Genomic DNA, 12,656 nt, shown 5'->3' on the forward strand with positions numbered 1-12,656 from the left:
TGTCCACGCTGACGGCCAGCAGCGTGCCGTTGACGCGGCTTCCGGCCCACATCGCGTACCCCCGGAGCGGGTGCCGGGTGTCGTACCAGATGACCGGGCCTGCACCGGAACCGATCCGGTCCCGCAGCTCGTCCGGTACTTCGTCACCCATCCGGTAGTAGGCGCCCGTCGCCGGATGGCTCTGCGGGGGCTGCCCGGCCCGGAACGCGGTCTCGGCCTTGCCCAGGTCCTCCACGGCGCCGGCGCGCGCGATGCCCAGGGAGCGGTTCTGGGTTGTCTGGTGCACCAGGATCCCGATGCCCAGCGCCATCGCGCAGGCCGCCGCGGCGACCTTCCAGCGCAGGGATCGCGGATCGGCGAAGCGTCGCAGCGCACTGCGAACGGGGGCGGGGTCGGAAAGGGTGTCGGGGGCGGCGGGGTCCGTCGTCTTTCTCATGTCAGCGCCGGAACTTGTAGCCGAAGCCGCGGACGGTCTCGATGTGATCGGCGCCGATCTTCTTGCGCAGCCGCTGTACCGCGAGGTCGACCACCCGGATGTCGCCGTCCCAGCCGTAGTCCCACACCTCGCGCAGCAGGGTCTGCCGTTGCAGAGCGACGCCCGGCGCGGCCACGAACTCCAGGAGCAGCCGCAGTTCGGTGGGTGTGAGGGCGAGCGGACGGCCGTCGACGTGCACGTCCAGGCCGCGGGTGTTCACGGTGAGATTCCGGAAGGTGAGGACGCTGTCGTCGACGGACCGGTCGTCGCTCGTGGGGTGACCGGTGAAAGTGGCCCGGCGCAGCAGGGTGCGGATCCGCGCCGCCAGGACGGTGGTGTCGACGGGTTTGACGATGTAGTCGTCAGCGCCCGCCTCCAGTCCCGCCACCACGTCCATCGAGTCGCCGCGGGCGGACATCATCAGGATGGGCGCCTGGCTCGTCTCGCGGATCCTGCGGCACAGTCCGATGCCGTCGAGGTGCGGCAGCATGATGTCGAGGAGCAACAGGTCGTGCTCCCCGTCCCGGAACATCTCCAGGCCCGTCAGGCCGTCAGGAGCCGCCGACACCTCGTATCCGTAGCGGTCCAGCGCCATACCGACGGACCTGCGGATCGATTCGTCGTCCTCCACCAGCAGAACACGCACCGTGGCAGGGGAGCCGCCGTGGTGTCCCGCCGGTGTGCTGTCGCGCTGTCGCATCACGTCACCTGAAGATCGATTCGTGCCGGGCGGCCTGCCCGCGCGCTCATCCAGCCGGTCAAGGCTCTGCGTCCGGCACCGCGCGGATTTGTGTCAGCCACGTATCAGAGGTGGTTCCGCCCCCCTGGCCGCTCCGCTCGTCGCCCCGGAGGAGCCGGCTGCCCGCACTTCCGGCGGCCGGCACGGCGTCGCGTCACATCAGCGTTATTCGAAAGGTCGTTCCCTTACCCGGTCTGTCCGGGTTACTGTGCTTCTCTCACCATGATCACCAGCGAGGGAGGGCGCGCGGACCATGGACAACCGCAAGACAGCAGGGCGCCCCGGCCGACCGCCGGGCGCCCCGGGCAACTACGACGGACTCACCACCCGGCAGGCCGACATCGTCGCCACCATCCGCGACTTCATCGACAGCACCGGCTACCCGCCGTCGATGCGGGAGATCGGCCAGGCCGTGGGCCTGTCGAGTACCTCTTCGGTCGCCCATCAGCTGATGGTGCTGGAGCGCAAAGGCGCCCTGCGCAGAGACCCCCACACACCACGCGCCTACGTGCTCCCGGAGGACTCCCGCACCACGCGGCCGGCCGGCCGTACGGCGACCGCACGCGTGCCGCTCATCGGCAGGATCGCGGCCGGGATTCCGATCACCGCGCAGGAGGACATCCAGGACGTGCTCGATCTGCCCCGGCTCCTGGTGGGCGAGGGGGAGCTGTTCGCCCTGGAAGTCGTCGGCGACTCCATGATCGACGCGGCCATCGTCACCGGGGACTGGGTCACCGTCCGCCGTCAGAGCTCGGCCGCCAGCGGCGACATCGTCGCCGCGATGATCGACGGCGAAGCCACCGTCAAGCGGTTCAAGCGCGACGAGGCCGGGCACGCGTGGCTCCATCCCCACAACGACGCCTACTCCCCCATCGCGGGCGACGACGCGACGATCCTCGGCCGCGTGGTGGCCGTGATGCGCCGTATGTAGTGCCGCAGTTGCGCCTGCACCCGCACCGCGTCGATCGTCCGCCGAGCTGGACGCGGTCTGTCCGGTCTCCGGCTGTCGGTGCCCTCCCCTAGGGTCGTCCCCGTGACCGAATCCTCCTACCTCGCCGCGGTCCGGGAGTCGTACGACACCGTCGCCGCCGACTACGCGGAGATCGTCAAGACCCCGGCGGAGCTCGATCCGTTGTCCCGCGCCATGCTGACCGCGTTCGCCGAAGTCGCGCGGGCGGCCGGCCTCGGGCCGGTCGCGGACCTCGGATGCGGCCCGGGCAAGGTCACGGCGCACCTGGCGGAGCTGGGAGTGCCCGCCTTCGGTCTCGACCTCTCCCCGAAGATGATCGAGCTCGCCCGGCAGGCATACCCGAGGCTGCAGTTCACGGTGGGGTCGATGACCGCGCTGCCCGTCCGGGATCACGAGCTCGGCGGCATCCTGGCCTACTACTCCACCCATCACACGCCACCGGCGTTGCTGCCCGTCGTGTTCGCCGAGTTCCGGCGCACACTCGCGCCCGGCGGCCGGCTGATGGTGGCCGGCCATGTGGGCGAGGACGAGGAGCTACGGCCGACGCGGGCGTACGGAGGCCATCCGGTGTCCTACGCCTCCCACTTGCTGCCGCCGGATCGGATCGCCGCGCTGCTGGGCCGGGCCGGACTCGACGTCACCGCACGCCTGGTGCAGGAGCTGATGCAGGGGTGAAGCGGACGATCGCGACCTTCATGGCCAAGACCCGAATGATCGAGGGCGGCGCCTTCGGTCTCCGACCTGCGGACGCCGCCCACCGTTGGCGCAAACCCCGCGGGAGGCGGCCCGTGTCACGTGCCGTTGGTGCGGGCCTCGTACGCGGTGATCATGTCCTGAACGGCAGCGGGGCCGGGGGCGATGCCGACCCAGGCTCCGGCGTCGGTCCACATCTGGACCGGGTCGGCGCCGGTGCTGTGGGTGCTGCCGCTGACGATGACGTACGGGCCATACCGGTCGACCGTGTCGGGCTCGATCTCGCGTATCGGGGCGGGCGACAGCACCTCAAGAGCTTCCACCCGCAGCCGCAGCACGCCGTCGGGGCTCCCGCCGGGCAGCATCAGCACGCCCTCGACCCGCAGCAGGTCGCCCTCTTCCAGATCCTCCAGGGCGGTCCTGACCAGGGCGGGATCCGTCACCAGGCACGGGAGCACCATCTCGTCCGCCGCGTGGTCGGTGGGCGAGTGGATCAGCCGGAACGCCGCCGTCGCCCCGTACTCGTCACCGGGCGCCGGGACGGGGGCGTCTTCGATATAGCCGTCGAGCACCAGGGCGACGGGTTCCAGCGCGCCCATCAGCGGCCGGTGGTGGTAGCGGCGACCGGGGTCGGGGTCGTCATGGTCTCTCCGATGGATCAGTGGCCCGGTGCTGGGTCGACGGTCAGGCAGCGCGCGAGTACGAGGCTGTCAGCCCCCATTATCCCAGCGCCACCGGTGTACCTCTGCCAGCCCTGCCCCACGCAGCTGTTGGCGGCGATCTTCAGCGGGCGCGGATGGTGCCGCGAGGTCGGCGGGGGAGGCCGGATACGACGGGATAGTCGCTGGTGGCAGCCGTGCCGATGGGTCGGCGTTGGCCGGTCGCCGTCCATGACATCGGCGGCGGAATCCGGCGACCCGGCCTGCACTCCCGGCCGTCAGGGGCTCGGCGGGGCGGCGTTGATGGTGCGGAGGTAGTGGATGACGTGACGGCGGCGGGCTGCGACGAGGCGCTCCCGCAGCTCGGCGTCCAGGCGCTGCCGGGCGGCCGGGTCCGCCGACCACCACAGGTCAGCGGGTCCGGGCGGGCACCCAGCCGGGCGCGGACGCACCGGCACGGGTTGATGAACTCACGGAAGGCGTCCTGTGGATCAGGGAGCCAGCGCGCCACCCAGTCACCGACCGCGGCATCGTGGTGTTCTTCGGCCGATTCTCTCACGCGTTCGGCCTGTTCGAGCAGGCGCAGTTCCCAGAGCATCGCGCAGTGCGAGCAGCCCGGCACCGGTTCCGCATCGGCTTGTACGAGATCGTCGACGGCCTCCCGCAACGGCGCGGGCAGGGTGCGGCCGTCGCCAGGACCGGCGAGCGGGCTGGCACCGGCGGGAGCGGGATCCGTCCAGGTGACCGCGATCCGCCCGTGCTCCAGGACCTGGGTGTCGCCCTGGCGGTCCTCGGCGAGGAGGCGGACGAGGAAGAGCACCCGTTCCTCCGGCGCGTCTCCGACCGCCGGTCCCGCCGGATCCTGTGCCCAGGTGAGGTGGTACTCCAGCGCACCCGCGGTGGGCCACGGGGGCAGCAGGTAGCGGTGCTCGCGCGGTTCGTCCGGCAGTACCACGGCTTGAACGTCTTCGAGGGGATGTTCCGCCGAGGACGTGCGGAGCCGCATCGAGGTGAGAGGGCAGGCGTAGCGGCGCACCTGCAGGATGTAGGCCGGTGCGGGGGCGGAGAGGAGATCGGCCGGAGGGGTCACGGCGATCACAGCGTGCCCTTCACGGACGCCTGCGGTCAGCTCGGCCTCGTAGTGCAGCGTGAGTTGGCCGGTGGAGTTGAACACGATCACTGCTGGCACGCCCCCTCGAACGACGCGGTCCGCGAACTGCCTCTGCCCGCACCCCTGCCGACACACCGCAGATCGATTCTGCCCTCTACAGAGCCCTCGTGGGGCCGGGTGGACGCGCACGCCGGCTGCCGTCGCCGACGAGGGTCCGGGCCGGCGCGCGACGGTCGGACGCGCCGGCCCGGCGGGGTGGGCTCAGACGCGCCGGGTCCGCGGTGCGCCCGTCACCGACATCACCAGCGAGTACAACGTCGTGGTCGCGGTGATGAACAGCCGGTTGTTCTTGGGGCCGCCGAAGGCGATGTTGGAGACCGCCTCGGGGACCGCGATCCTGCCGATCAGCGTCCCGTCCGGGTCGTAGCAGTGCACTCCGCCGTCCATGGCCGCGGCCCACAGACGGCCCTCGCCGTCGAAGCGGATGTTGTCGAAGCGGCTGATGCCGTCGGTCGCCTCGGCGAAGACCTTGCCGTCCGAGAGGGTGCCGTTCTCGCGGACGTCGAACACGCGGATCTGGCCCGCGCGGGTGTCGGAGACGTACAGCTGCCGTTCGTCGAGCGAGAAGACGAGACCGTTCGGGCCGCCGAAGCCGTCGGCGACCAGGCGGACCTCCCCGGTCACCGGGTCCACCCGGTAGACGTTGCACGCACCGATCTCGCTGTCCGCCCGGTGGCCCTCGTAGTCGCTGGTGATGCCGAAGTCGGGGTCGGAGAACCAGATCGAGTCGTCGGATTTCACGGTCGCGTCGTTCGGGCTGTTCAGCCGCTTGCCCTCGAAGCGCTCCGCGAGGACGGTCAGCGTCCCGTCCGGCTCGGTCCGGCTGACACGGCGGTTGCCTTGCTCACAGCTGATCAGGCGGCCCTGGCGGTCGAGCGTGTTGCCGTTGCTGTGGCCGGCCGGCGAGCGGAAGAGGCTGATCGCGCCCGTCGCCTCGTCCCAGCGCAGCATGCGGTCGTTGGGGATGTCGCTCCAGATCAGCTGCCGCCAGGCGGGCAGATAGAGCGGGCCCTCGGCCCAACGGCAGTCCTCGTACAGCTTCTCGAGCCGTTCGTCGCCGTTCGCACAGCGTCCGGTGCGGAAGCGATCATCCAGAATCTCGTATATCGACGGGCGGGCGATAGAAGACATGATCACACCTTTGAGGCTTGAGACCGAACTGCATCCTGTCTCGTATGAATATCGCAGAATGAGGTATGGTGGCAAGCGTGGATGACATTGATCGTGAACTCGTCGCACTGCTCCAGCAGGACGCCACGCAGGCCTATGCCGCCCTCGGCAAGGCCGTCGGCCTGTCGGCCGGCGCCGCGCACGAGCGGGTGCGGAAACTGCGCGAGCGCGGCATCATCCGGCGGACGACGGTGGACGTGGACCCGGCGGCCCTCGGGCAGGGTGTGCTCGCCTTCGTCATGGTCGAGTCGTCGGCCTGGATGGGCGAGTCGGGCGCGGCGTTCGCCGCCATCGCCGAGATCCAGGAGGCGCACATCATCGCGGGCAGCGCCTCGGTGCTGGTGAAGGTGCGCACCGCCACCACGGTGCACCTCCAGGACGTGCTCCGACGGCTCTACGCCATCGAAGGCGTCAGCGGCACCCAGGCCACGGTCTCGCTGGAGACCTTCTTCGAGCGGCCGGTCTCACCGCTGGTGAACTGACGGCCGCCGAAGGGCCTCAGACGTGTTCGGGAACGATCTCAGGCGTGTTCGGGAACGATGCGGTGCAGGCCCTTGCGGTCGTAGTAGCCGGTCATGGCGAACCCGAAGGCCAGGGCCGCGATCGAGCCGACCGCGATCATGATCCACGCACGCGTGAGTCCGGCGTCGGCCTGGGCGCCGAAATACATGATCGCCCTTACACCGTCGGCGAGTTGCCGCATGGGTTCGAACTCGGACAGCACGCGGTAGAAGCTGGGGAGCGCCTGCAGTGGAATGGTCGCGCCCGAGGACGGCAGGGCCAGCGCGATGAACACGAACATGCTGACCAGCTGTCCGATCCCACCGAAGGCGGCAAGCAGGGCCTGGACCCCGAGCCCCACCGCGGCGGTCGCGCAGAACGAGAAGACCCACAGCAGCGGCAGATGGGACGCGTCCATACCCAGGATCACCACCGTCGCCAGCATGATCAGACTCGACGTCAGCGCGGAGAGCCCCAGCGACATCACACACGTGACGATGAACGTCCGGGTCCGGGTGATCGGCACGGTGGGCCGCTGGGTGCGCACCGGCCCGAGCTCGCTGGCCGCGTAACCGAGGGCGACGTCGACACTGTTGCTGATCACGCTCGCCCCGAGGAACCCGGACAGGACCAGGAGCAGGGTGTAGTAGAAGGCGGTCAGGCCCAGCCCGCTGTGCGAGCCGATGGCATGCCCGACCGAGACCTTGACCGTCACGGGGTCCTGCAGGAGAAGCCGTTCGGCGTTGGTCATCGCGCCGCCCCCGGGGCGCGGCCGCTCGATGAGCGACGCGCCGAGCTGCGCCGATGCCGCGTGCGCCGTCTGCTGGGAGATGGAACTCGCCAGTGAGGAGGCCAGACTGCCTGCCCCTGGGTTGGTCAGCACCGACATCGTCGGCCGGGCCGGCTGCTGCCCGGTCGGTGCCCCCAGCGCGCCGACGGCCGCGGTGAAGCCGTCCGGCACCTCGAGGACGCCGTAGAGCTTCCCGGAGGCGAGTCCGTCCCGGGCGCCCGCCGCGTCGAGCTGCCGCCACGACGCCTGCTGCTGCGACTTGGCCGCTTCGGCGATCCCGTCGGTGACCTGCCGGCCCAGGTTCATCGGCTGCCCCGCCACCACGGCGCCCCGGTCGGCGTTGACCAGGCCGATGGGCATGTGGTGCAGATTGCCGCTGGGGTCGAGGATGCCGCCCATGTAGACCAGGGAGAGCAGCAGGGCGACGAGCCCGATGATGGTCGCCGGGAAGGCCCAGATCTTGGGATTCCCCACGACCTGCCGCACGGTCGCGCCGGTGGTGCGCTGATTCGCTGGCATCGCTCTCCATCGGTAGCAGTCCTGGTGCCATCCGAGGGGAGAGTATCCCTTTATAGGGTGCTTTGGTCCGCTTCTGACGTCCCGTCGATCAAGTTCCGTGACACGACGTCGGAGGAGCACCCCGCCCGGGTGAGGCGGGGTCCGTCACAGCCTGATCGTCACAACCTGGTCGTCACCGCCTCGAGACCGCCCTCCTGAAGCAGTTGCCACATATGACGGCGGCGCAGCTTGCCGCTGGTGGTGCGCTTGAGCAGCCCGCGGCGGCCGGCGACGAGGGTGAGGGCGGGCTCGGGACCGAGTTCGGCCCGCAGCATCTCGGTCACCTTCTCCGTCCAGGGGCCGGGGGCGGCTTCCACGAAGACGGCGACCCCGGCCCGGCCGCGATCGTTGAGAGCCACCACCGCCGCGCGGTCCCGGTCCAGCCCGGCGGCCGCCGCGACCTTCGCGTCGAGGTCGTCGACGTAGACGCTGCGCCCGCGGAGTTTCAGGCTGTCGCCCATCCGGCCCAGGACGAAGAGCTGGCCGTCGTGCAGGAAACCGGCGTCCGCGGTGCGGAGTTCACCCTCGAGGAAGCGGGTGGAATCCGGACCGCCCTCCCGTCCCGCGTGATAACCCGGCGCCACCGAGGCGCCGGACACGGCGATCTCCCCGAGATGGCCTGCCGGGACCGGGGCGCCGTCCTCGTCGAGGATCCGGACGGCGACGCCGTCCCCGTCCTGGGGGAAGCCGTGGCCGACCAGCCAGCCGGAGCCCGGCTCGACCTCCCCGTCACCCAAGCGGGCGGTGTCTTCGACGGTCACCTCCCGGCCCATCCGCAGCGCGGCCCAGTCGGGACGCACGATCACGAGCGGTGCCGCGGCGCCCGTCACCGCGAGCGTGTTCTCGGCCAGGCCGTAGGACGGCACATACGCGTCCGGGGAGAACCCGGCCGGTGCGGCGAACCGGGCGAAGGCGGAGAGCGCCGCCGGGTCGACCGCCTCGGCGCCGACGCAGACACTGCGCCAGCCGGACAGGTCCAGTTCGTCCAGCCGCCGCGGCCGGACACGCCGGGCCGCGTAGGCGAACGCGAACGACGGCGCCGCCGAGTGCGCCGCCCGGCCGGGCGCGAAGCAGTCCAGCCAGCGGGCCGGGTCGCGGATGAACTGGTCCGGGCGCATCAGCCACAGGTCGCTCTGCGAGGCGACCGGGAAGAGGCAGCAGCCGATCAGGCCCATGTCGTGGTGGAGCGGCAGCCAGGAGGCGAATCCGTCGCCGTCCTTCCATCCGATCAGACGGCTCTGCAGGGCACGGTTCGCCGTGAGGTTCCGCCAGGAGACCCGCACCCCGCGTGGCCGGCCGGTGGAGCCCGAGGTGAACTGGAGCAGGGCGATGGACTCGGCGGGCGGAGCCACCGGCCGGTGCGCCTCGGATCCGGGCCCTTCGGGTACGACCCCATCGGGTACGGCCTCGGCTGTGATCTCCTGCGGCGTCCACGGCCGGCCGGGAAGCCCCGCCCGGGTCATCGCGCGGGCGGCCAGATCACCGAACTCCCCGCTCGCGATCACCAGGGCGGGTGCGGCCTGTTCCAGGACGGCGACGATGTGCTCGACGTACGCGTCATCGGTCTGGAACGAGGGCGGTGGCAGCGGGGAGATCGTCGCGCCGACCGCCCAGACGCCGAAGAGCGCGGCCAGGCAGGGCAGGCCGGTGGGCATCAGCAGGCACACGACGTCACCGGGGCGGACGCCGGCCGACCGCATCCCGGCGGCGGCCCGGCGGGCGGCGGCCGCGAGCTCCGGATAGGGGACGTAGGTCCAGCCGCCCGAGTCGTCGGCCAAGCGCACACCCCGCCCGGCGTGAGGGTCGGTCAGCCAGGCGGTGAGCGGCGGGAGGACGGCCACGGCTAGCCCCCGACCCGGCCGGTCTCCGCCGGCGCGGACCTGCCCGGACGAGGCACGAAGCGCCCCGTCATCGCGACGTACCTCCGGTACTCCGGCCCGAACTCCGACCCGCTGAGCCGTTGTTCCTCCTGAGCGGCCGTCGCATTGAGCGCGGCGAACCCGTAGCAGAACAGCGCCAGAGTGATCACGTGCGGGAAGAGCACGGCCCCGCTGAGGAACGCCAGGAGGAACGCGGCGTAGAACGGGTGCCGGATCATGCCGTAGGCACCGTGGGTGACGATGTGGCGCGGGTCGTCGTTCTCCTGGTGCCACAGCGCGACGGGGATCCGGTGGGTGCCCAGGGTCAGGAAGATCAGGGCGATCGAGACGGCGTTCAGCGCCACCGCCACAAGAGTCAGCCCCGTGCGCCAGGAGTCCGGGGTGATCGGTTCCCAGCCGAGAGCCGTGGACCCGGCGACGAACAGCGGGCTGAGGCCGAAGGGCAGCGCTGTCAGCCACCACTTCAGGTTGAAGCGGCCGTCGGACCGGAAGAAGACTCTGGGGAGCGCTCCGATGACGGCGAAGTTCAGCAGGAGGAGGAAGAGGGCGGGTTTGTCCACGGGTTAGGTGTCCTTTCGAAGAACAGCACAGGGGCACAAGGGCAGATAGGGATCGGGTTCACGCGCGGCCCGACGGCTCCGAGGCGTCCGAGGGTTCGGGCGCTCTTGCGGATGCGGATGCGGATGCGGTGGCCGGGGTCGGGCGCCGGCCCGGCAGCCACCAGTTCCACCGGCCCATCAGCCGCATGGCGGCGGGCACGACGATGAGCCGGATGACGGTGGCGTCCAGGGCGATCGCCAGTGCGAGACCGAGGCCGAGCTGCTGGATCGGCATGATGCCGGTCAGCGCGAAGGCCCCGAACACCGCGACCATCAGCAGTGCGGCCCCGGAGATCAGAGGCGCGGTGCGGGCCATTCCGGTGGCCACGGCAGTCGTGTTGTCCGCGCCCGCGTCGTGCTCCTCGCGGATGCGGCGGAGCAGGAAGACCTCGTAGTCGGTACTGAGACTGAACAGGATCGCCAGCAGCAGGATCGGGACGAAGTTCTGGAGATGGTCCGACTGGTCGAAGCCGAAGAGGGCGGCGCCCAGGCCACGTTGGAAGACCAGGACCAGCACACCGTAGGTTGCGCCGAGCGACAGCATGTTGATCGCGATGGCCTTCACCGGGAGCAGCAGGGACCGGAAGGTGACCAGCAGCATCAGGTAGAGGACCGCCAGCATCACCGCGACGACCTCGGGCAGGGCGTCCCCGATCGCCGTGTTGGCGTCGGCGCCTTCGGCGGTCTCGCCGCCGACCACCGCATGCAGGCCGGGGGCATTGGTCCCGGCCGCGGCCGAGCGGACGGCAGCCAGCAGCGCGCGGGACCGGTCGGCGGAGGCGTAGTCGTCCCCGACGACCTCCAGCACGATCGTCCGGCGGTCGGCGGAGACGTAGTGGTCGACGGTGCCGCGGGCGTCGCCGGGCAGCCGCGAGAACACCGCCGGGTCCAGCCCCGCCAGCGGGCGCTGGGGACTGACGGTGCGCAGGACGTCCAGCGGGGAGCTGACCGCGGTGACGTGGGGCAGCCGGAGAAGCTGCTCCTGGAGCGCGGTGACCCTCCCGGCGTCGGGTGACGCGGACAGCGCGGTCCGCGAGGTGATGACGATCTGGTGGGGTGAGGCCCTGCCCGGCCCGAACTGCTCCCGCACGGCGTCGAACCCCTGGCGGACGGGGGACGAGGCGGGCGCGATCCGCGCGTCGGGGGTGAAGGTGTGCAGGTCCATCGAGGGGACGGCCAGCGCCAGCAGGGCGGCGCTCGCCAGCGTCAGGAACAGCACGGGGCGGCGCATGATCTGGCGCGCCACACTCCCCCAGCGGTGCCCCCGTTCCCCCGCCGTCCGGCGATGCTCCCCCGTCGACCGGCCCTTCTCCCCTGATGTGCGCCGCTGCATGGGCAGCCGCCCCCACAGGATGCGGTCGCCGATCAGGTGCAGGACGACGGGCAGGACCACGACGCTCGCCAGGGTGGCGAAGGCGACCACGACGACGATGCCCAGCGCGATGGACCGTATGACGTTGAGGTCCACCAGGAAGAGGCTGGACATGGCGAGAACGACGATCAGCCCCGAGAAGAGGACGGTTCGTCCGCTGGTGCGCAGGGCTGTCGCCAGCGCTGTGGTGCGATCGCGTCCCGCGGTCAGCTCGTCGACGTACCGGGAGATGATGAAGAGCGAGTAGTCGACACTGACCCCGAGGCCGATCATGGTCGCCGCGTTCTGGACGAAGATCGACAGTTCGATGTGCGCGGCGAGTACGGACATCACCCCGAAGGTCAGGACGATCGCGGTCACCGAGACCACGAACGAGACCACGGCCGCGACGACACCGCGATAGAGCAGCAGCAGGATGAGCAGCACCAGCGGGAAGGTGATGAGCTCGGCCTTCTGCAGACCTTCCGCGCTCAGCTTGTTGATCTCGCCCCAGAACGTTCCGGCGCTGACCATCGACACCCGCAGCCCTTGGGGCGCGTAGCGGTGGTCGATCTCCTGCTGCACATCCGGCAGGACGCGACGGGCCGTCCCGTCGTCCAGCGCCAGCCCGACCATGGTGACGGCGGTCCGGCGGTCCTTGCCCACGAACTCCTGCCGGGAGTGTCCGGACAGGGTGAGCCAGCCGTAACTGCCCGTCGTCTCCAGCCGCTTGTCAGCGGTGACCTCTCGCATGACCTGGCTCATCCGCCGGTCGAACTCCGGGCTGCCGGCGACGTTCCGTTCGTCCGTCACGACCAGCGTGAGGTTGCTGGCGCCGCGGTCGGCGAATCCCGACCGCATCGACTGCACCGCCTTCGACGAGTCCGATCCGGGTACGTACCACCCGCCGCCGCTCAGCCGGTCGGCCAGCGGCAGCGCCGCGATGGCGGCGGCGACGAGCGCCACCAGCCAGAGGGCCAGCAGGGGTCCGCGGAACCGGTGGAGGGCTTGGCTCAGACGCTGCGACATGGCGCACTCCGGTGGGTCGGATGGTCAGGAGGGTCCGGGCGGGTGGGGCGGGCGAGCGGGGGCCGCCTGCG

Annotated in this window: 10 protein-coding genes and 2 pseudogenes; 3 read left to right on the forward strand and 9 right to left on the reverse strand. The window is 70.9% G+C overall.

What is annotated here, in order from left to right:
- Both O3W51_RS03730 and cseB read right to left on the reverse strand, forming a co-directional pair.
- Window positions 1–436: pseudogene (locus O3W51_RS03730) on the reverse strand (hypothetical protein); the annotation flags it as partial.
- Between the two features lies 1 nt (window position 437).
- Window positions 438–1,175, reverse strand: a complete 738-nt coding sequence (gene cseB, locus O3W51_RS03735) for a two-component system response regulator CseB (RefSeq protein ID WP_198357824.1) — start codon at window positions 1,173–1,175, stop codon at window positions 438–440.
- Between the two features lie 292 nt (window positions 1,176–1,467).
- Between cseB and lexA the strand changes: the two genes are divergently transcribed.
- Both lexA and O3W51_RS03745 read left to right on the forward strand, forming a co-directional pair.
- Entirely contained in the window at window positions 1,468–2,145 is a 678-nt protein-coding gene (lexA, locus tag O3W51_RS03740; protein WP_138354590.1) for a transcriptional repressor LexA, read from the forward strand.
- A gap of 102 nt (window positions 2,146–2,247) precedes the next feature.
- Window positions 2,248–2,888, forward strand: a pseudogene (locus tag O3W51_RS03745) (class I SAM-dependent methyltransferase); the annotation flags it as partial.
- An 87-nt stretch (window positions 2,889–2,975) separates the two neighbouring features.
- Here the strand turns inward: O3W51_RS03745 and O3W51_RS03750 are convergent.
- The 3 genes from O3W51_RS03750 to O3W51_RS03760 all read right to left on the reverse strand — a co-directional run bounded on the left by O3W51_RS03750 (window position 2,976) and on the right by O3W51_RS03760 (window position 5,838).
- A complete protein-coding gene (locus O3W51_RS03750; protein WP_232485348.1) occupies window positions 2,976–3,476 on the reverse strand; it encodes a hypothetical protein in 501 nt (166 codons plus the stop codon).
- A gap of 184 nt (window positions 3,477–3,660) precedes the next feature.
- The gene (locus O3W51_RS03755; protein WP_269283746.1) at window positions 3,661–4,725 is read right to left on the reverse strand and encodes a hypothetical protein; all 1,065 of its coding nucleotides are present in this window, start codon (window positions 4,723–4,725) and stop codon (window positions 3,661–3,663) included.
- A 183-nt stretch (window positions 4,726–4,908) separates the two neighbouring features.
- Window positions 4,909–5,838 carry an SMP-30/gluconolactonase/LRE family protein gene (locus O3W51_RS03760; RefSeq protein WP_138354587.1) on the reverse strand — a complete coding sequence of 310 codons (930 nt, stop codon included), beginning with the start codon at window positions 5,836–5,838 and terminating at the stop codon, window positions 4,909–4,911.
- A 77-nt stretch (window positions 5,839–5,915) separates the two neighbouring features.
- Between O3W51_RS03760 and O3W51_RS03765 the strand changes: the two genes are divergently transcribed.
- A complete protein-coding gene (locus tag O3W51_RS03765) occupies window positions 5,916–6,359 on the forward strand; it encodes an Lrp/AsnC family transcriptional regulator (RefSeq protein ID WP_138354586.1) in 444 nt (147 codons plus the stop codon).
- 38 nt (window positions 6,360–6,397) lie between these two features.
- On the opposite strand, the gene O3W51_RS03770 is transcribed toward O3W51_RS03765, so the two are convergent.
- The 4 genes from O3W51_RS03770 to O3W51_RS03785 all read right to left on the reverse strand — a co-directional run bounded on the left by O3W51_RS03770 (window position 6,398) and on the right by O3W51_RS03785 (window position 12,585).
- On the reverse strand, window positions 6,398–7,687 hold the full coding sequence (locus O3W51_RS03770) for a YhgE/Pip domain-containing protein (protein WP_138354585.1): 1,290 nt from the start codon (window positions 7,685–7,687) through the stop codon (window positions 6,398–6,400).
- 158 nt (window positions 7,688–7,845) lie between these two features.
- The gene (locus O3W51_RS03775) at window positions 7,846–9,567 is read right to left on the reverse strand and encodes an AMP-binding protein (protein ID WP_138354584.1); all 1,722 of its coding nucleotides are present in this window, start codon (window positions 9,565–9,567) and stop codon (window positions 7,846–7,848) included.
- Window positions 9,568–9,569: 2 nt separating this feature from the next.
- Window positions 9,570–10,166 carry a methyltransferase family protein gene (locus O3W51_RS03780; RefSeq protein WP_138354583.1) on the reverse strand — a complete coding sequence of 199 codons (597 nt, stop codon included), beginning with the start codon at window positions 10,164–10,166 and terminating at the stop codon, window positions 9,570–9,572.
- A 58-nt stretch (window positions 10,167–10,224) separates the two neighbouring features.
- Complete coding sequence (locus O3W51_RS03785; protein WP_138354582.1) at window positions 10,225–12,585, reverse strand: MMPL family transporter; 2,361 nt, start codon at window positions 12,583–12,585, stop codon at window positions 10,225–10,227.
- Window positions 12,586–12,656: the final 71 nt, after the last annotated feature.

It is taken from the genome of Streptomyces sp. H39-C1 (assembly GCF_027158125.1).
In the GTDB taxonomy this organism is placed as follows: domain Bacteria; phylum Actinomycetota; class Actinomycetes; order Streptomycetales; family Streptomycetaceae; genus Actinacidiphila; species Actinacidiphila fildesensis.